Origin of the sequence: Lentimonas sp. CC4 (assembly GCF_902728235.1) — a bacterium.
GTDB lineage: Bacteria > Verrucomicrobiota > Verrucomicrobiia > Opitutales > Coraliomargaritaceae > Lentimonas.
Window position 1 is genome coordinate 3398259 of sequence record NZ_CACVBO010000001.1, and the last position, 18992, is coordinate 3417250.

At 51.4% G+C, this 18992-nt stretch carries 15 protein-coding genes; 11 read left to right on the forward strand and 4 right to left on the reverse strand.

Annotated elements, in window-relative coordinates; translation table 11 throughout:
• Nucleotides 1–138: 138 nt before the first annotated feature.
• The 9 genes from GZZ87_RS14580 (at nucleotide 139) to GZZ87_RS14620 (ending at nucleotide 11717) form a co-directional block, all read left to right on the forward strand.
• Nucleotides 139–3129: a tetratricopeptide repeat protein gene (locus GZZ87_RS14580; RefSeq protein ID WP_162026546.1), complete on the forward strand. Its 2991-nt coding sequence runs from the start codon at nucleotides 139–141 to the stop codon at nucleotides 3127–3129.
• Nucleotides 3130–3146: 17 nt separating this feature from the next.
• The gene (locus tag GZZ87_RS14585) at nucleotides 3147–4256 is read left to right on the forward strand and encodes a tetratricopeptide repeat protein (protein ID WP_162026547.1); all 1110 of its coding nucleotides are present in this window, start codon (nucleotides 3147–3149) and stop codon (nucleotides 4254–4256) included.
• 59 nt (nucleotides 4257–4315) lie between these two features.
• On the forward strand, nucleotides 4316–5101 hold the full coding sequence (locus GZZ87_RS14590; RefSeq protein ID WP_162026548.1) for a MotA/TolQ/ExbB proton channel family protein: 786 nt from the start codon (nucleotides 4316–4318) through the stop codon (nucleotides 5099–5101).
• A 28-nt stretch (nucleotides 5102–5129) separates the two neighbouring features.
• Nucleotides 5130–5534, forward strand: coding sequence for a biopolymer transporter ExbD (locus tag GZZ87_RS14595; RefSeq protein WP_162026549.1), 405 nt, complete (start codon nucleotides 5130–5132; stop codon nucleotides 5532–5534).
• A 3-nt stretch (nucleotides 5535–5537) separates the two neighbouring features.
• Nucleotides 5538–5972: a biopolymer transporter ExbD gene (locus GZZ87_RS14600; protein WP_162026550.1), complete on the forward strand. Its 435-nt coding sequence runs from the start codon at nucleotides 5538–5540 to the stop codon at nucleotides 5970–5972.
• 99 nt (nucleotides 5973–6071) lie between these two features.
• Nucleotides 6072–7430, forward strand: coding sequence for a hypothetical protein (locus GZZ87_RS14605; RefSeq protein ID WP_162026551.1), 1359 nt, complete (start codon nucleotides 6072–6074; stop codon nucleotides 7428–7430).
• 195 nt (nucleotides 7431–7625) lie between these two features.
• Complete coding sequence (locus GZZ87_RS14610; RefSeq protein ID WP_162026552.1) at nucleotides 7626–8444, forward strand: DUF4339 domain-containing protein; 819 nt, start codon at nucleotides 7626–7628, stop codon at nucleotides 8442–8444.
• A gap of 19 nt (nucleotides 8445–8463) precedes the next feature.
• Nucleotides 8464–9945, forward strand: a complete 1482-nt coding sequence (locus tag GZZ87_RS14615; RefSeq protein ID WP_162026553.1) for a YihY/virulence factor BrkB family protein — start codon at nucleotides 8464–8466, stop codon at nucleotides 9943–9945.
• 104 nt (nucleotides 9946–10049) lie between these two features.
• The gene (locus GZZ87_RS14620) at nucleotides 10050–11717 is read left to right on the forward strand and encodes a peptidyl-prolyl cis-trans isomerase (RefSeq protein WP_162026554.1); all 1668 of its coding nucleotides are present in this window, start codon (nucleotides 10050–10052) and stop codon (nucleotides 11715–11717) included.
• A gap of 127 nt (nucleotides 11718–11844) precedes the next feature.
• On the opposite strand, the gene GZZ87_RS14625 is transcribed toward GZZ87_RS14620, so the two are convergent.
• From GZZ87_RS14625 to GZZ87_RS14640, 4 genes are all read right to left on the reverse strand, one after another.
• Nucleotides 11845–12210 carry a hypothetical protein gene (locus GZZ87_RS14625; RefSeq protein ID WP_162026555.1) on the reverse strand — a complete coding sequence of 122 codons (366 nt, stop codon included), beginning with the start codon at nucleotides 12208–12210 and terminating at the stop codon, nucleotides 11845–11847.
• 699 nt (nucleotides 12211–12909) lie between these two features.
• Nucleotides 12910–13413, reverse strand: coding sequence for a cell wall hydrolase (locus tag GZZ87_RS14630; protein ID WP_162026556.1), 504 nt, complete (start codon nucleotides 13411–13413; stop codon nucleotides 12910–12912).
• 693 nt (nucleotides 13414–14106) lie between these two features.
• Complete coding sequence (lpxA, locus tag GZZ87_RS14635; RefSeq protein WP_162026557.1) at nucleotides 14107–14883, reverse strand: acyl-ACP--UDP-N-acetylglucosamine O-acyltransferase; 777 nt, start codon at nucleotides 14881–14883, stop codon at nucleotides 14107–14109.
• Between the two features lie 22 nt (nucleotides 14884–14905).
• Nucleotides 14906–16237, reverse strand: a complete 1332-nt coding sequence (locus GZZ87_RS14640) for a bifunctional UDP-3-O-[3-hydroxymyristoyl] N-acetylglucosamine deacetylase/3-hydroxyacyl-ACP dehydratase (protein WP_162026558.1) — start codon at nucleotides 16235–16237, stop codon at nucleotides 14906–14908.
• A 249-nt stretch (nucleotides 16238–16486) separates the two neighbouring features.
• Here GZZ87_RS14640 and ffh point away from each other — a divergent pair, with 249 nt between their 5' ends.
• Together ffh and GZZ87_RS14650 are read left to right on the forward strand one after the other, a co-directional pair.
• On the forward strand, nucleotides 16487–17845 hold the full coding sequence (gene ffh / locus GZZ87_RS14645; protein ID WP_162026559.1) for a signal recognition particle protein: 1359 nt from the start codon (nucleotides 16487–16489) through the stop codon (nucleotides 17843–17845).
• Between the two features lie 50 nt (nucleotides 17846–17895).
• Nucleotides 17896–18957, forward strand: a complete 1062-nt coding sequence (locus GZZ87_RS14650) for a 3-deoxy-7-phosphoheptulonate synthase (RefSeq protein ID WP_162026560.1) — start codon at nucleotides 17896–17898, stop codon at nucleotides 18955–18957.
• Nucleotides 18958–18992 lie beyond the last annotated feature (35 nt).

An 18992-nucleotide genomic window follows, 5' to 3' on the forward strand; every position in this document is an offset into this window, starting at 1 on the left:
AGTGAGTGTTTTCGCTTTACACATAGCGGCTCAATGGGGACGTTAAAGGCTTCTGGAAACTGTTCACCCCGTCACCAGCAGACTATTTTGTTAGCAATCCCCATCAAAAAATCGTTTACGATCGCATCACTCATTTGCTTGAGCTGCATCTCACACGTCCACGCACAAGACGCCTCACAACTGGGCTTCTCTGACCTGCAAGCACAGGCCAACTCGCTCGTCGAGCAAGGGCAACTCGAGCAAGCCATGCCGCTACTCGAAGAGCTGATCAAGCGCGTCGAAGCGACTGACAATTCAGACATCAAGCTCGACTTTCCCATCTTTCTGCTGGGAACCGCGCACATCCAACGATTCGTTGGCTCTGGCAATGCAGGCGAACTGAACAAAACCTTAGAGTGGTATGACAAGCTCCAGAAGGACTATCCCCAAAGCCCGAAGGTCAAGGATGCCCTACTAAAGAAGGTCGATGTGCTGCGCATCTTAAAGCGTGAAGACGACGCCGTCGCATTGATGAAGCAACTGCTGGACGGCACCTACTCGATTCGCCTCAATCTAAAGCAGGAAAGCAAGCTACTCAAAGATCTCACACAGATCTACTATAACAAGGGTGACTGGAAAGATGGCTTGCCAATCTTTGCGAAGTTGATGAACACCTCACGTAACTTCGAAGATAAAGCCTGGGCAGCCGCAGCCAGCTTCGAAGCCTATGTCGCCGAAAAGCGCCTGGACGATGCGATGGCACTGCTACCGATCCTCGCACGTGAGTCCGAAGTCCGCTATCTACCTCGACTCAACGTCGCACTCTTAAAGACGAGCGACACTATGGTCGCTCAAGCTCGCCTCAGTGATGCCGCCATCTTGCTCAACTTGATCAAGACGACTGACATCATGATCGAACACAACGAAGCCGCCATCGTCGAGAAGCAGGCGAGGATCAAGTTTAACCAAGACATGGGGCGCAGCTCAGAAGCAACTGAGCGACTCAAGCAAGAAGTGAAAGGCATTGAAGCCACACTGACACAGCTGCGCAAGTTACCAACCCTCCGCAACGAATTGCTCGTGCGCCGCGCACGTAATTATACAAAGACCGCACGTCGCTACGAAGCGTTCTGGATGTTCTCCGACCTCATGACAGAGAACCCGAATGATCCGCAGGTCGAATTCTACACCTACGCGACCTTCTCGAACGCCCTTCAACTCAAGAAGACCGAAACCGCAATGAAAGTCGGCAAGGCATACTTGAACCAATTCCCGAACGGCGACTTCTACTCCGACATTACCATCGCATTGGTCAGCACACTGAAAGACAGTGGTGACACGACCGAGTATGTGCAACTCGCCAAAGACTTCCTCGACACTCACCCGCTTGACGTCGTCTCCAGCAACCTACTCGCACTGTGGGCAGGCCACTATATGGAGGAAGGAGACTTCGCAACAGTCATCAAGCAGACCACCAACTGGCTCAAACAACACAATCAGCCAATATTCGAAGACGGTCTCTACTATTGGTGTGGACTATCACAGCTGCAAACTGGCGCATATGACGACGCGATCGCAAACTTCAGCAACCTACTGAAGAAATACCCAACCAGTATCTATGCCGAAGACGGCCTATTACGTAAGGGTGCCGCACAGTTCTACGCACAGAAATACGAAGAATCCCGTAACACACTCTACAGTTACACGAAAGAGTATCCACGCGGCAATGCACTCGACCAAGCGTATTACTTCCTTGGAGAAGTCGAAAACCTCGCTGGCGATCTCGAGCTCGCCCTCCAGCACTTTAAAAAAGCTGACGACATCACCACCTTGCAAGACATCCACGACGGTGTCGCCTTCAGCATGGGCACCATCTACGAGCAACTCGGCCGCTACGAAGAAATGGCTACGCACTTCATTGCCTATACCGAGCGCTTCGGCGAACAAGGTCGCCTGACCGATGCAGTCTTCGAACTCGGCCGCGCCAACGAGTTCCTCCGGAAGCCCAACCAAATGCTCGCACTTTACCGCGAATACATTCAGAAATTTGCCAACGATCCGGAAAATGACGGTGTCGATGCGTTGATCGAAGGCTACGCAGAGAAGTATAATACCAATAAAGCCACACTCGTAAAGACCGTCGAATTCCTCGATGCGTTGGATAACGACCTCGAATTTCGCACCAAGATCGTCACCGACCGTGGCTATTTATTCGAATACTTCTACGTCAACAACGACCTAGACCAGACACTCTACAACCGCCTGCGCAACCATCCACAATTTGATGATGCGCTAGTGAATGACCTCACACCAATTCGTGAAGTCACCGACATCTACCGCCAGCAATTGGTGAATTATCCAACAGAGACTCCAATCGAATTCTTCCGTGCTCAACTAGCAAAGGCTAAAGCATCCAAAAAGCGCATCGCAGAAACTCGCATGCTCATGGGGCTCTACCGGAGCGATGTGGAACTCGCACCAAGCAGAAGTTACGACAGCGCATTCTTAAGCCAAGTCACACCACGCGTGATTCTCTATATTGCGGATTACTCACGTGCGGATCGACTCAACTTCGCAGTTGAAGCATGGAACACCGTGCTCACAGAATACCCGACAGACGATGCCGCAATCGTCTCCTACATGCGCCTAGCTGATGTCAGTGAACGACGCGGTGACAAACCTGCCGCACTCAACTATCTCAAAGCAATTGAAGCTCAATTCCCTGGCACGCCGCAATTGCCCGCAGTCATCCTACGTCAAGGAGAGCTCCTCTCCGCGATGGGACGTGGCGACGAGGCCCGTGAGAAATACCAATACATTCTACGTGTGCCAGACTGGCGCGGCATCATGCATGCCCGCGCACTCTTCCAAACAGGCGAGGCCTACATGGCAGAGAACAAATACCCCGAAGCACGCGGATTCTTCGAGCGCACATACTTAGGTTATTCCAATATCAGTGAATGGGCCGCTCGCGCTTACCTCGCCGATGCCAATGCACTCTTAGCATTAGGTGAAAAGGCAGACGCAGCAAACGTTCTAGCCGAAGCAGTCGAAACACTCTCTGAGACAGCACCACCAGAGTTAATGACACCCATTCAAACGAAGCTGAAGGAAATACAACCATCAGTCGCCCCATCGCCCCAGTCATAACAGCCCCACATAAACGGATGCGTTACTTTTCACTCAAAGCCCTGCTCTTCGCAGCACTCTCTCTCAGCTTTACTCTCTCTGGTTTTGCCGAAAATGCTTATTGGACCGAATTCGGCAATAAACCCGTATACGTCGAGCAAAACAACGGACGTTCGAAGCAGAAACTAAAGTTTGTTGATTTCAAAGACAAAATGCTCGTCGCCCAGATGACAATCGATGGCAACGTCGCAGAAATATCGCTCCCAGTAAGCAAGTCGATGGTCAACACACTGAGCTTCAACGTCAGTGAAATGCAACAGGCCAATAAACTGATTCGCGATGGCAATGACGCGGGGGCAGTGACTCTCCTACGCCCAGTAGTCTATCCCTTGGTCAAGTTCAGCCAAGTCCCAGAACTATTCACTCAATTGCACTCACCAGTCCGAGCATTGATCAGCAGTCTAATCAGCTCAGGAGAACTCGCCGAAGCCGATGACCTCCTCAGCCGCATCCCACTCAACAAGGTCAACATTAAGTATAGTGAACTCGCGATACAATTGATGCAGGACTACTTAGCCGAAGGCAACTTCGAGGCAGCCGCACGCATCGCACGCGAGCTCCCTAAGAGCGGCGATTATACTTCGAACATCACACAAGTAGTCAACGCAGCCGACGCACTACGCGGTGCAGGCGAATACGAAGCAGTCATCCCACTCTATCGCGAAATCGAGGGTTCTGTGCCCCAAGAAGTTCGCAAAAACGTGCGCATGTGGCTCGCTTACAGTCTGGTGCTCGCCGACCGTGTCGATGAGGCCTCGCCAATGATCGACAGCATGCAGGAACCGGAAGCGAAAGACCGCCTATTCTCACTCTACAAACTGCTACAAGGCTCTCGCGAATACCGCAACGGCAACTACGAAGACGCCCTCGATGTCCTGACTCGCGGTTTTGTCCGTGCGCAAACCTCTTACGTCTGGGTGCCTGAAATGCTCTACCTCATCGGCGATTGTTATGCACGTGCCCAAGACCCGACCGCCGCACGTAATGTCTGGTCAGAAATCACTGTCCTCTACCCTGAGTCGCCTTGGTCGAATCGAGCCGCTGAATCGCTCAACAAACTCCCGAAGCCAACTTCTGCCGCAAATTAATCTGTCACTTCACATATAAACTCAAACTAAACACATCAGTCTTTTATACAAAACACGTCATGAAGATATCAAAGTTCCGCCTCCTCCCCTCCTTTGTCGCGATCGCACTGTTTGCCGTCGTCACCCAATGGACAATGACTCAAACACTCAGTGCACAAACGGAGGTCGTCGAAGAAGTCGACGTAGAAGCCGAAGCCGCACCAGCAGATGATGACAAGTCATTGATCGACATGTATAAAGCAGGTGGCTGGGCGATGTATCCCCTCACCCTACTGTCAGTCGCTGGATTTGGTCTGATCGTATATAACTTCATGGCCGTCAAGCCAGGCCCCATCCTTCAAGCTGAGGTCGTGCCACAGATCGAAGAAGCCCTCAAAGCTCTGGACATCTCAAAAGCAAAAACCATTTGCGATGAGAACCCCGCACCGACCACCAATATCATTAGCGCCGGCTTAGCTCGTGTGGATGTCAACCACTACAACGCCGAACAAGTCAAAGAGGCAGTCGAAGAAGCTTCCGCCGAAGAACTGGCCGATCCATTCGTGCTGATCAATTACCTTTCCGTCATCGGTTCGCTCTCTCCAATGGTCGGCCTCCTCGGAACCGTTTCCGGTATGGTTAAGGCGTTCAACGTGATCGAAGCTGAAGGTGCTGGTAGTGCTCAAGCGCTGGCAGGTAACATTTCGGAAGCCTTGATTACCACCGCCTCTGGTATGATCGTCGGTATTCCCGCCATGTTCTTCTTCTTCTTCTTTAAGAATAAATACGGCAAGATCACTTCGCGTGTGGGCCGTATCGTCGGTGACCTTCAATTCACCATCAACACAGCGATCACAAAGCGCTAATTCGCACCTAAGCGATTTAATTTAACCGATGAAAACCTGGACCCCAGAAGAAGTCGACCCGGAGTTTGAACTCACTCCGATGATCGACGTCGTGTTCCTGCTCATCGCGTTTTTCATGACATTGATCAGCTTCATCAGCGCCGAGCTCATCGAGCTCAAGCTGCCAGAAGCTAAGCAAGCGACAATCCCGGAAGATCCGGGTGAGCGGCAATACGTCTCAGTTGATCTCGCAGGACAGGCCTATTATGGTGCTTATCCGATCAGCTATGAGGCACTCCCCGCCGCTTTAGTCGCCACGCGCACCGCACAGCCCACAATGAAGATTTATCTTCGGGCAGATGCGGACACACCTCATCGTCATGTCAATCGCGTCATGGAGGCCTGCGCAGAAGCAGGCGTCTTTGACCTCATATTCGCCTCAAACAAGGATTAAACTGTGGCTGCTGTTAATAAAGTTTTAGAATCCGAGGATAAAGTCGACATCACACCGATGATCGACGTGGTGTTCCTGCTACTGATTTATTTCATGTTTCTGCCGCTCCAACAAGAGGCTGATATTGGAATCAAACTCCCTAGCGCCACCCCACCAGCTGAGAACCTAAAGTTACCCAGTGAGCATATCATCGAGATTTTTCCAAATGGACTCGTATTGCTCAACGGTGCACCGATGGACTCTTCTGACGACCGAGTGATGGCTCGTCTCTCCACTACACTGACTCGACTGCGCATGTCTTCGGACAGACTCGGCGACGATACAGTGGTGAAGATTCAAGCAGACCCCGACTCTCCTCACAAACGTTCGATCGACGTGCTCAACGCCTGCTCCAAAGCTGCCATCAGTAAAGTCTCCTTTGCTTCGTATGCCTTGTAGCGCGGCCTGTCGCTAAATTCAAATACCACGAGCCCGACTATTGTAGTCGGGCTCGTTTTTCTCCACATCCCAACTTTCTCAATTTATTTTCTGTAGGACATGCTCCCCCCCACTAATAAAAAAAAGATGAATCCGCTGTTGATGAAAGTCATCATCATCAGCGTGGGCATTCATGTTATTGCCGGCTTTATCGCTGGCATTATCACTGTTGCAAATATCGTCATCCAAGAAGAGACGCAATTTGAAGAACCACCTGCAGTGGTCGAAGAAGAACCACCGCCACCGGTAAAGGTTCAGATCAAGCCACAACAACCCAAGCAGCAGCCCTCACAGAGGCTCACCATGCGCCCGGTGGCTAACATTGCAGTCGCCAATGTTGACGTCAATTTGCCCGACATGGACCAGAGTTTTACCGTCAGTGCTGGTCTCGGTGGCATCGGCGGCGGACAACTGATCGGCGGCACTCGCGGCAACATTGGAATGGGAATGTCTGACATTAGCGTCTTTGGATTGAAGTCCCGAGCGGAGCGCGTGCTATTCGTAATCGATGCGAATAAGCGAATGCTCGAAGACAAAAAAGGCGGCATGAATAGTTATAATGTCATTAAAGACGAGATTGTTGACATGGTCGGCAACCTCTCTGCTGGCACTCTCTTTAACGTCGCTTTCTACGACTATGGACGGCTAAAATTCTTTAGACCTAATACGGTCCCCGCGGGCACCGAGATCAAGGCAGAACTGGCAAAATGGGCAGCACCCATCAATGCCGACTATAAGGATCTAAAGCTAAAAGACACAACAAAGCCCAAGCTACAGGATATTGGCGAAAGTGAAGTGAAAGCAGCAATGACTGGCGCTCAATATGCCAGCGGCAACGAACTAACATATCTGACGCAAGTATTCCTAGAGCAGTCAATCGATGCGGTATTTGTGATTACGGGATCACATCAAGGCTTCCAGCGCATCATTAGACCAGCGAACGAGCGTGAGAAAGCAGAATGGCAACGCGTCACCTCAAAACCTGACTATCAAAAGAAGCTGGCAGCCCACAAAGCAGAACAAGCCGAGATGAAAAAGCGAGTGGCTGCGGAAATGAAACGCGTCAACGCGGCACGCGCAAAAAAAGGGCTTCCACCTAAAGTCATCGCAAACAATGCAGCGGGCGCGCTAGGCCTGAAATGGAAAAACCCGCACCCAGGCCGTGGACCACGTTATTACATTGAGGTAAATCACATCGAACGGTATTTTAAAGAGGTCATCAAAGCACTCTACGAAGATGAAGGAGCTCAGCCCCCATCGATCAATGTCGTCCTATTCCTAGCAGGCGATGAATCATACTCGGAAGAACGCGAAAAGAACCTGAAGCGATATGTGCGCTTCTTTGGTGGTAAATCCCGTGTGATCCGTGGGCAGGATGAAATCAAGAACGCACGAAGTTCAAAGAATACACAAAACTGACATCACTGACTCAAGCAGGTAACACCCCCAAAGGCAGCTGAATTACGGCTGCCTTTTTTACATCTGCGGCGTTGCCAGCAGGCCACGCATGGATTCATTGAATTTCGCTTGCTGGCTAGTCGTTTGAATGACAATTTTATACGTAACTCTAATTGCTGAACAACACTAGCAACACAGGATCACCCTCCACAGATTATGGCTGACTACTACATCCGCACACCCGACCGCGAAGAATCCCGGGGCCCTTTTGACGCTTCACAACTTTTGACCCTAGCAGAAGCAGGCCAAATCACAGTAAACACCCTTCACTACGACGAAACCAAAGAAGAGTGGATTCCCATCGCCTTGAATGAACAACTCAAAGCGGATGTCTTTCCTGACCGCGAAAAGCTGTCACTGAAAGTCAGTGAAACCAAGAAACCTGAAACTCAAGAAAATGATGAGTCGCAGGAAAAAGAAGGCCTAAATGTCACCGACATGCTAGCCGCCGCCGAACGCGATACAGATGAGACACGTCACTTAAAGAAGAAGGAAGAGAGCCTGCATAAGGCGGCCGCATTGTCGACCACCAGCATCGGCATCATGTTGCTACTCTCGGCCATCGCACTGCTATCACCACACTTCGCAGTGATAAACGCAGCGATCTCAGAAGAACGCGCAGGCTCGATCTTCAACTACCCGTTCATTGCCATCGGGCTCTTTGACTTTATAATGGCAGCATTTCTCTTTCTCGCCGTCACGGAGATCTACCCACTCCTACGAGCACGAGCCATGCTCACGCTAGGCTTTGGAGTCTATGTAGGCTGGTCGATCGGCGATCCTATAATAATGCTCGCAGCCGGAGCGGCTGGAGTTGGTATTTTCTACGCAACAATCGCGCAGCGTTACTCGACCATGATCATTGTAAGTATACTAGGAATCGGTGGGAATGCAGCACTTGCCTATCTATCGATCATCGGACACTTCGCAGGGTTCTTCGACAGCGTGTATTTCAATCTAATCCCGACCGAATAACATTCGCTCGCGTAACATTTTGAATAGCCAAACAAATTCGGCAACTAAGCACACAAAGCCAAATTGGTTAGTGCGCGCGCAAAAGCAATTAGCACGCTCGCGTAACCTACTTGATAAAGACATATGGGAGCTCGAACACCTTGGTCGTAGAAGTGCACGCGCACGCATCTATCTATTACTGCGTATCTTAACGCTAACACTTCAAGGGCTTCGCCGCAATAAGCTGCCAGTGCAATCTGCAGCCCTCACCTTTTACTCGTTGATTGGAATCGGCCCCCTCATCGCCCTAGGTATCATGATTTCCAGCTTCGTCATGGATCAAACTCCAGCGGATGTAAGCAGCTCCGGGCAACCGGCCGAGAATAGGGCTGTTGCTTGGATTGAAACGGCAATCTCCTACGCAGCACCACAACTATCGCTTGACACAGATAACTCGGACGATGTCGACGCTGGACTGGCACCTGAAATCACCGAAATGATTAACAACTTCATGACGGCAGCACAGTCCGGAAAAGTGGGCGTCGTCGGCTCCCTGATGCTCTTCGTCATCGGCATAAAAGTGCTCTCCTCGATCGAAGGCTCTTTCAATTCACTATGGGGCGTTGATAAAGGGCGTAAACTCGGAGAACGCATCGTCGTCTACTGGACGTTTATCAGCCTCGGAGCAGTCATGGGAGCGGCCTCGTTGACATTAGTATCTTTTAGTCGAATCGAAGTTCTATTTGACTACCTGCCATTCGGAGAAGAATTCAAATTCATCTTTCGCCTCTCCACGCCCATCATCGTCTTCGTGATCATCGTGCTGCTGTTGACGCTCTTCTTCCGCTTTATTCCAAATACCAGCGTCAACTGGAAACCAGCATTTATGGGAGCCACGCTGGTTGTCGCACTGTTACAGCTCTATAACATGCTTTCATTTCTCTATGTGCAGCAAGTCGTGAACACGCGCAGCCTTTACGGTTCGGTCGGCATCATAGTCGTTCTCATGCTCGGACTCTACGTTTTTTGGCTGCTCATTTTGTTCGGAGGACAAGTGACCTACGCAGTGCAAAATGCTGACTTTTTAACCAATGAGAATGCATGGCAGAAAACCAGCGAACAAACGCAAGAGGTCATCTCACTTGCCGTCTTGATCTTGGTCGCCAAGCGATTTCAAGCAGGTGAGGCCCCCTCCCGAGCCAGTGAACTACATCAAAAACTCCGCGTGCCCAGCCACATATTAAATTCCAGCATCACTCGGCTCTGTGACCTCGGCTACCTGACGCCCGTCGCCATCAAATCAATTGAAGACGAGCGTGATCACGCCTACCAGCCAGGGCACCCTCTGGAGTCCATTACGCTGGGTAGATTCAAGCAGGCATTTCAATCCTATGGCAACAACGACGGTGCTGACCTAGTCGCACAGCACACTCCCGAGGTGAGCATCTATTTAGAAGAAATTATAAGCCTAAAAGACTGCCCTAAAGCCCAACTCACGATCAGTAACCTCATTCAAGGTTAATCGTAAACACCACACACGCTACAATTCCTTTACCATACAGAAAGCAAGGGATTGACAGGGCATAACCTGCACCTAACCTCGCCGCTTTCTTATTACCTTTTGTCATGATTTCTTGGATTCAAAACCATCTCATCCGCCACGGTCGCTGGATATTCCTCACTCTTCTGACGGTCATTATCGTCGCATTCGTTTTCACGATTGGTAATACGCCTGGTTGCACAACAGACCAAAGCGCCTACCAGGAGCAAAACTTCTATGGCTACGACCTCAATTCGCCACGCGAAATGGGCATCATCAGCGAGAAAGTCTCCCTGAGTGCGATCCTCAACACTGGTCGTCCGATTCAGAACGAGCAGCAATTCCAATCGCAAGTCACCAGCCGCATCGCTCTTCTGCACTTAGCCGAAGAAATCGGCGTGCCAGCACCGAGCCAAAAGGCGCTCGAAAGCTACATCAGAACTAAAGCCGCTTTCCGCGGCCCCGACGGTCAATTCAGCCGCGATGCCTACACCAGCTTCGTTGACAACATCGAGTCCAACCCACGCATGCCGCAAGGTCTCTTCGTCGTCGTCCTCGAAGAAGACTACCGTATCGATCAAATCGGCAAATCCCTCGCCGGCCCAGGTTACTTACTTCCTTCCGAAGCGCTCGCACAAACACAGCGCAACGAAACCACGCTTAAACTAGCGACAGCCGAAATCAGCTATGCAGACTTTACACCCGAAGTCGCACCCACCGAAGAAGCACTGACTGCATACTACACAGCAAACACCAGTCGCTACGAGATCCCAGAACGTATCCAAGCGAGCTATGTCACCTTCCCTGCATCAAAGTATCTCGATCAAGTCGTCGAGGCCGAAGAGTCTGCCCTGCGCGAGCACTTCATAGCGAACCGTGCACGCTTCGTCGCAGAATACGAAGCCACTCAGCCCAAAGTTGACGCCGACACAGAAAAGCCACTCGTCACCTTTGAAAATGTTCGCGAGGCCGTAGTCTCCGATCTCGCCGCCGAAGCTGCGATGCGCATTGCCAATGAAGCGGCTCAAGCCTTTGCCTACACACTCTACCGCGACAACATCGAGCAAGACTCCGCGGCATTCAACAAGTTGCTCAATGAGTCTAGCCTCTCTCTAGCCGAAATTGCACCTTACACCGCAGAAGGTGCCGCACGTCGCGCACTCCCACAAGATATGCTTGAGTCCGCGTTCGCACTCTCCAAGAACCGCTACTTCTCAGATGCCTACGAACTCGACAATGGCTATGGAGTGCTATTCCTCAATGGCCGTATCGCCCCTGAAATCCCTGCATACGAAACAGTCGTTGCCGTTGTCACAGCCGACTACAAAGCAGAAGAGAAGCGCCGTCTCTTCAACGAGAACGGTGAACGCCTCGAAACTGAGCTCAAAGCCAAGGTCGCCGAAGGCACCAGCTTTGTCGAAGCCGCTGAAGCACTGGGCCTTAAGGCTCAAGCAAACGAAGCCTTCAAGGTCGGCGAAGCACCACGCACCTTCAATCCAAGCGCACTGCAAAAAGCACAAAGCATGGAAGCCGGAGAAATCTCTCCGATGCTCACCAGCGGCCCAACCGGAACCTTCGTCTATGTCGAAGAAAAGATCGTGCCAGAGATCGCGTCGGACGACGAAGACCTCACACAGGCGAAGAGCTTTCTTCAGCGCTACGCCTCCTACGTCAGCTCCAACGCATTGGTTAGTGAGCTAGTCGCCAAGGGTGTCAGCGAAACAGACGCAGCCGAAGTGCTCGACGCGCAATAGGCCACCAAGCAATACACTTTCATTAGCTTCGTCTCGCTCAGCGGGACGAAGCTTTTTTGTGCCCACACGCGCCCTGCCTTCCCTAATACCAAAATCTCGCACTAAAACTGAATAACGATGGTGAATGTCATGCAAAATGATACAGCAAAAGACACGTGTCCAAAGTCTGGCTTACGCTAAGTCTAATTTTTGGTTCACCGTCACTTTCTATGGAAGCATCCGCTTGGTAGTGAATTTCTGAGATATACTCACGCGCATCAAGTATTGTGATTTGTGCAATCGAAGCATCTGGCGCAGCGATGCTGCTTGCCGTTTCGACAGGCTCAAGGCCCAGAGCTAGTCGAAGGGCGGATCCCGCGAAGGCAGCTAAAGTTTTACCACTTCCTATGCGTGTCGCCTTTGCGCGGGCTTCGCCAATTCGACAGAGCTCATGGTCTGGGCCAAGCAAAGCCCCTACAGTAAGATAGCGAAGTAGCATGAATGCGTTTTTCACAAATCATGATGCGCGTGAGTATGAAACGAAGCCCTATTAAATTGTAGAACGGGCTTCTCAACCTGTCCGCCGTCGGCTTCCGTCAGAACCTTTAGGCGACGCTGGAAGCCGACGGCGAAGGTGGAAGAGAGCTTGTTTTGCGCTACCGAGGGTATGCGCTCCGGAAAGCAGCAGAAGCACGAACCACAAGTTAAAATAAGACAAGCCTCAGCGTAATAATCATCAATCCTCCCCAATCAAATCGACGATGAACCTATTTTTTTATAACACATAAACCTATATTCAGGAGTTAGAAGTTAGGAGTCAGACGGAGGTCTGCCGTAGATGGCGTAGCAAGTTAGTCTTTGGTAATGACGTGCTTACGGCCGAGTCTGACGCCGCCGAATTGGCGAGCGCTTAAGGGGCTATAAAGCACTGATGCTCAGCTTCTAACTCCTACCTTCCAACTTCTAACTACTCTTTTTAGGATAAACGATCATGATTTTGTATACATCTGAGTCGTTAAGGACACAGAGTGATCGTTAAGCGCCATTAAGCGGTCAAAAATAAATACCGAACCAAACAAGTCAGAGCGATCATGCTAAGTTCATTTCAGCATTATTAAGACGGTCTACAAACGCGTATACTACAGCGAGCCCACCGCTATACAGCCAAGCACCACTCCACCGAAGGACAGCCTCAAAACGGTGTCAAAGTAACCTATACTTCTCGGAAGAACGCGTGCATCCCGATACGCTTGGTAAATACCATTTGCTCGCGCCAACTCTGAGGCGGATGGATGCAATAATGTGTCGCACCACCGGTATTGTCATTGCCGAGACGACCCGCGCAATACGCGTCCACCATGGCTAAAGCTTGCGGCCATGTGCGGTCTTTCATCGCACGCGCGATCGCAGGGCCATAATCAGGATGCTCCTGCGAGGTAATACTATTGATACAGGAAAATGCTTTGCGTCGAGCCACCTGCCCGACCGCACGACTCGGATCACCCTTCGCGCGATTGTTGATAACATGCAATACTGCAGCCATTCCGCGCTCACCTTGGTTGGCCGCTTCAAGCACCAACACCGCAGCAATGATCTGCCGGTCATAACTACCCACTTTTGCACTAAGCGAAGTAGCTGAACCGGCCGCAAACGCACACAGCAACAGCGTTACGCGTAGCAGCGTAGAAAGTGCGGGAAATATTCGTAGAATTTGCATAATAATGAAAGGGGAGCAGAAGCTTTCGAATTCTAACACTCTTGCAAGGCTACATTTTGCCAGCACAGAACTTTAACAAGACCGTTACAAAGTATTTACAACCAGCAACTAACGTAAATCAGCCCGATCCCTCCACTGCCCTCGCCTAAAGCTAAACCACTTCTTTTAGCACCTCGATTGAGACGATGCTCACATGCAAAACCGTCAAATAGGCCTCCTCATTCGCCCGAACACCGCGAACAATGATCCTAGATTTAGGAGTCAGAAGTTAGGAGTCAGAAGTTAGGAGTCAGACGGAGGTCTGCCGTAGATGGCGTAGCAAGTTAGTCCTTGGTAATGAAACGCTTACGAGAGCATTTATCACCGCCTACCGAGCGCAGCGACACTTATTATGCCCTTGGGCGCAACCGAAGGGCGAAGCCATTTGGCGAATCGAAGATTCTTCATAAAACACTGATATTCAGCTTCTAACTACTGTCTTCTAACTTCTAACTACTCTTTTAAGGATGATCCGCGTTGAGCGTTACTCCACTGCTTCTGCACTGGCTGATAGAAACATAAGGCTATGCTTAGAGCATCCGATGATGCTCAGATTCCTAGGCAGCGACAGTAAAGGTAAATCCAACGCCGACGATACATACTGAACATGAATCGGCCGTTAATTTAATAAAAAATCAAACGACGAGACGTGCCTCACCCTAAACCACGTTGACTATCAGCAGTGAAATCAAGGAACGTCTTCACCACCCGGTGCTCGATATCCTCATTTTTCGTCAACCACTCAACTGCTTGGCTACGATTCAGGCCGTCTTTGAAAAACGCCTTAAACACACGGCGCGCCAACGAAATTTCCTCCTTGCTGTAGCCTGCGCGTTCGAGCCCCACTTTATTAATAGTGCGAGCCACTGCTGGGTTACCGTCACTGATCACATACGGCGGCACGTCTTGCACGACTTTAGAAGTCGCACCGACCATCGCTCGGGTGCCGATACGGCAAAACTGGTGCACTCCGGCACCCCAGCCAATATTGGCGTAGTCATCGACGATGACGTGCCCACCCAGCGCAGCGTGACTACTCATCACTAAATGATCACCCACCACGCACTCGTGCGCGATATGGCTGTAGGAAAGTATATTGTTATCGTTACCGACAATCGTAAGCTGCTCAGCAGACGTCGCGCAGTGCACCGTTGTAAACTCACGGAACACATTGCGGTCACCGATCTGCAAACGATGCACACCACCCATATATTTCAAATCGTGTGTCTTACCGCCGACATAAGCATACGGATGCACCTCGTTGCCCTCGCCCAGAGTCGTCGCACCATCGACTGTCGCGTGGTGCATGACCACCGTGCCTTTGGCGATTTTCACTTGAGCACCAATATACGCATACGCACCAACACTGACAGACTCGTCAAGTTCGGCACCTGGCTCAATGATTGCGGTAGGATGAACTTCAGTAGCCATCAAATAATATCTCGATTTGTGATTACTCAGAAGCGTCTGCCAGCATGAACATCAGTTCGGCGCTAGAAACAGTCTTACCACCGACAGAGCAAACGCCCGTCGCTGTCGCGATCTTATTACCACGAACCTTGATGATCTTCACTCGAATCTCAACAGAGTCACCCGGCTCAACTGCCTGACGGAATTTAACCTTATCGACGCTCATAAAGAACGCGATCTTGTTCTCCTCCACGGGCAAGCGACGTAGCAGCAACAAGCCTGCGGCCTGCGCCATTGCTTCGATCTGCAACACACCCGGCATTACAGGACGGCCTGGGTAGTGACCTTGAAAATACGGCTCATTGATCGTGACATTCTTAAGAGCGACTAGCTCGTCATCATTCGGCACATCCGTGACACGGTCAATCATGACGAACGGATAGCGGTGTGGCAGCAAGTCCATCACACGACGAATATCCATCACCTTCTCGGGTGCTTCCTGAACAGGCGCCTTCTTCGCGGACGCCTTTTTAGCCCCCTTAATTTTCTCCAACAACTTCGCACGCAGCACTTTCGAAAGTTCTGCATTCAACGCATGCCCAGGGCGGACTGCGATAAAGTGTGCCTTAATTGGCATACCGACCAGCACGATGTCACCCACGATATCGAGAATTTTGTGGCGGACGAATTCTTCCTTAAAGCGCAAGGGCTCCTTGGATAGAATCTTATCGCCCTTGATTACAATCGCACTATCGAGACTACCGCCCTTGATCTTACCAAGTTTCAGCAACTCTTCGATGTCTTCGTAAATCGTAAATGTGCGAGCGGGCGCGACCTGTGCAACATACGTCTCTGGGTCAATATCGAGGCTCAAATGCTGTGTATGAATGCCACGATCGTCCGTCGATGTGCAAGTAATCCGGAAGCCATCATACGGCAGCGCAATGATCGAACTCGCCCCACGAGTCACCGAAATCGGTTCTTCAAGCACGAAATATTCACGCTCAGCGTCTTGCTCCACGGGCTCAGCCTGCTGGATCAAATTCACGAAATGCTTGGCAGACCCATCCAAAATAGGCGGCTCACTCGCATCCATCTCAACGAGAACATTATCTACGCCACAACCGTTCAATGCACTCAGCACGTGCTCCACGGTATTTACCTTCGCATGACCATCTGCAATCGTCGTGCTGCGCACAAGATCCGTCACATAGTCAACCAGCGGCTTCAGCTCCGGCTTGCCAAACAGGTCTAAGCGCTGAAAGACAATACCGTGATTTTCCGGTGCTGGCTTGAGTGTAAGGTGAACCTCTTCGCCTGTGTGCAAAGATTTCCCACTAATTGAAACTTCCCTAAGAATGGTGCGTTGCTTCATAAAAAAAATAAGGTCATATGGCCTTTATTCCCGAAAGGCTCGGATTGGCCAAAACGGAGTAAACTACGAAATCGAAGCGTCATGTAAAGCATCCGTTTCGAGGTAGATTTAATCCGCTACGACCTGCTCACCTGCTAATACTGCGAGTCATCTCGTCAAACAACGCCCACGCACACACGTATCTCTCAAAATTTCCCGTTGCCTCTGCGCAATCGCCCCCTACCGTCGCGACCTTAAATTTAGACGAAAATGCTCGAAAACCTTACAGACAAACTGGGATCTGCTCTACGCAACTTGCGCGGTGTAGGTAAACTCACCGAAGAAAACATGGCCGAAGCACTTAAGGAAGTGCGCAAAGCCCTACTCTCTGCCGACGTTCACTTTAAAGTGGCCCGCGAGTTCGTCGCCAATGTGCAGGCGCAATGCGTCGGCCAAAAGGTGCTCAAATCCGTCACCCCCGGACAGCAAGTCATCAAAATCATTCACGACGAGCTCGTAAAGCTCCTCGGCGAAGGTGCCACCGACCTTGAAGACAAGAAGCCCCTGCGCATCATGATGGTCGGCCTCCATGGTTCTGGTAAGACCACCAGTAGTGGCAAGCTCGCTCGCTACCTTGCGAAAAAGCGCGAATACCGCCCCGCCCTGGTGGCCTGCGACGTCTATCGCCCCGCTGCGATCGATCAACTCGAAATGCTCGCCAAGAACGAAGGCTGCACTTTCTACGGCGACCGCGAAGAGAAAAACGTCGTCAACATCGGCAAACGTGGCCTCGAAGCCGCTAAATCAGCCGACGCCAATCTCATTATTTTCGATACTGCAGGCCGCCTCCAGATCGACACCGATCTAATCGAGGAGATCAAAGACCTTAAAAACGCCGTTCAGCCCGACGAAATCCTGCTCGTAGCGGACTCAGCACTCGGTCAAGAAGCCGTCAACGTCGCCAAACATTTCCACGAAGCCGTCGGCTGCACTGGTATTATCCTGACGAAGCTCGATGGTGACGCCCGTGGTGGTGCTGCTCTCTCGATGAAGTCGATCACCGAGGTGCCCATCAAATTCATGGGTCTGGGCGAAAAGCCGGACGAATTCGAAGTCTTTCACCCCGATCGTCTCGCCTCTCGTATCCTCGGCATGGGTGACGTCGTCTCCCTCGTTGAGCGCGCACAGGAAAACATCGACGAGAAAGAAGCCGAACGTCTCGCAGAGAAAATGCGTAAGGCCGACTTCAACCTGGAAGACTTCCTCTCCCAAATGCAACAGGTTAAAAAGATGGGCTCACTCGGTTCCATCGTCAGCATGCTCCCCGGTGCCAGCGGCATACAGGTCGGCGACGAAGAAGAGAAGAAAATGGCGCGCACCGAAGCGATCATCCTTTCCATGACTTTAAAGGAACGCCGCAACCCACGTATTCTTCGCGGTAATCGCCTCAAACGCATCGCCGATGGCTCTGGCGTGCAAGTGCGCGACGTCAATGCACTACTCAAACAATTCGGGCAGATGCAGAAAATGATGAAAATGATGAACGGCGGCAAAGGCCGTAAGATGATGAAAGCCATGAAATCTCAAATGAGCGAAAGCGGTGGCATGCCCGGGCTTCCAGGTATGTAATACCACTCCGCTATTCTTAATTCCTAATTTTTAATTCCTAATTCTCAAAGATGTCCACTGCACACGACAATCGCCGCATAGCCGGCAACCGCCCACTCCTACCACCATCGATTCTCATTGAAGAGATCCCCCTCTCCGATAAAGCCACCGCCGTAGTAGAAAACGGACGGACCGAGAGCGAAGCGATTCTCAATGGCTCAGACGATCGCCTGATCGTTGTTGTCGGGCCTTGCTCGATTCACGATCCCAAGGCTGCGATGGACTACGCGCAACAACTGCTTCCACTCGCGGAGAAATACAAAGCCGACCTGCAGATTATCATGCGCGTCTATTTCGAGAAGCCGCGCACCGTCGTCGGCTGGAAGGGCTTGATCAACGACCCCAATTTGGACGGCAGTTTCGAAATCAACTCCGGCCTACGCATCGGCCGCAAGCTCCTCGTCGACATCTGCGAACTCGGCCTCCCCACTGGCGCCGAATTCCTCGATACCATCATTCCGCAATTCATTGCCGACGCCATCGCATGGTCGGCGATCGGCGCACGCACAACAGAGAGTCAGGTGCACCGCGAACTCGCATCCGGCCTTTCCATGCCGATCGGCTTCAAAAACGGCACCAGCGGCAACGTGCAAATCGCAATCGACGCCGTCCGCTCCGCAGGTCAACCGCACTGGTTCCCTTCGGTCACCAAGCAAGGTGTGACTGCAATTTTCCAAACGACAGGCAACCCCTCCGCTCACTTGATTCTCCGCGGAGGCAACCGCACTGGCCCAAATTACGAAGCGAAGGAGATCGAGCCGATTTTAGAAAAGCTGGCAGCCGTCGATCTACCGCAAAAGCTCATCGTCGATTGCAGCCACGGCAACAGCAACAAGGACTACACCCGCCAAACCGCAGTCGCTAAAGACCTCGCTACGCAAATCGCCGCAGGCCAACAAGGCATCGCCGGCGTCATGCTCGAAAGTCATCTCGTCGCAGGCCGTCAAAACTACGACGTCAATGGCGACAATGTTTACGGGCAAAGCATCACCGACGAATGCATCGACATGCCAGCGACCGAAGCGATCCTCGCCGATTTAGCACAAGCCGTCCAAGCACGCCGCAAGGCCTAGTGTCATTGAACCACGGATCAAAAGCATCCTAATAA

Bases quoted from the DNA above. Each gene is read 5' to 3' on its own strand.
- GZZ87_RS14585 (WP_162026547.1), top strand. From the start codon at position 3,147: ATGCGTTACTTTTCACTCAAAGCCCTGCTCTTCGCAGCACTCTCTCTC.
- GZZ87_RS14590 (WP_162026548.1), top strand. From the start codon at position 4,316: ATGAAGATATCAAAGTTCCGCCTCCTCCCCTCCTTTGTCGCGATCGCA.
- GZZ87_RS14595 (WP_162026549.1), top strand. From the start codon at position 5,130: ATGAAAACCTGGACCCCAGAAGAAGTCGACCCGGAGTTTGAACTCACT.
- GZZ87_RS14605 (WP_162026551.1), top strand. From the start codon at position 6,072: ATGCTCCCCCCCACTAATAAAAAAAAGATGAATCCGCTGTTGATGAAA.
- GZZ87_RS14610 (WP_162026552.1), top strand. From the start codon at position 7,626: ATGGCTGACTACTACATCCGCACACCCGACCGCGAAGAATCCCGGGGC.
- GZZ87_RS14620 (WP_162026554.1), top strand. From the start codon at position 10,050: ATGATTTCTTGGATTCAAAACCATCTCATCCGCCACGGTCGCTGGATA.
- GZZ87_RS14630 (WP_162026556.1), bottom strand. From the start codon at position 13,413: ATGCAAATTCTACGAATATTTCCCGCACTTTCTACGCTGCTACGCGTA.
- lpxA (WP_162026557.1), bottom strand. From the start codon at position 14,883: ATGGCTACTGAAGTTCATCCTACCGCAATCATTGAGCCAGGTGCCGAA.
- GZZ87_RS14640 (WP_162026558.1), bottom strand. From the start codon at position 16,237: ATGAAGCAACGCACCATTCTTAGGGAAGTTTCAATTAGTGGGAAATCT.
- ffh (WP_162026559.1), top strand. From the start codon at position 16,487: ATGCTCGAAAACCTTACAGACAAACTGGGATCTGCTCTACGCAACTTG.
- GZZ87_RS14650 (WP_162026560.1), top strand. From the start codon at position 17,896: ATGTCCACTGCACACGACAATCGCCGCATAGCCGGCAACCGCCCACTC.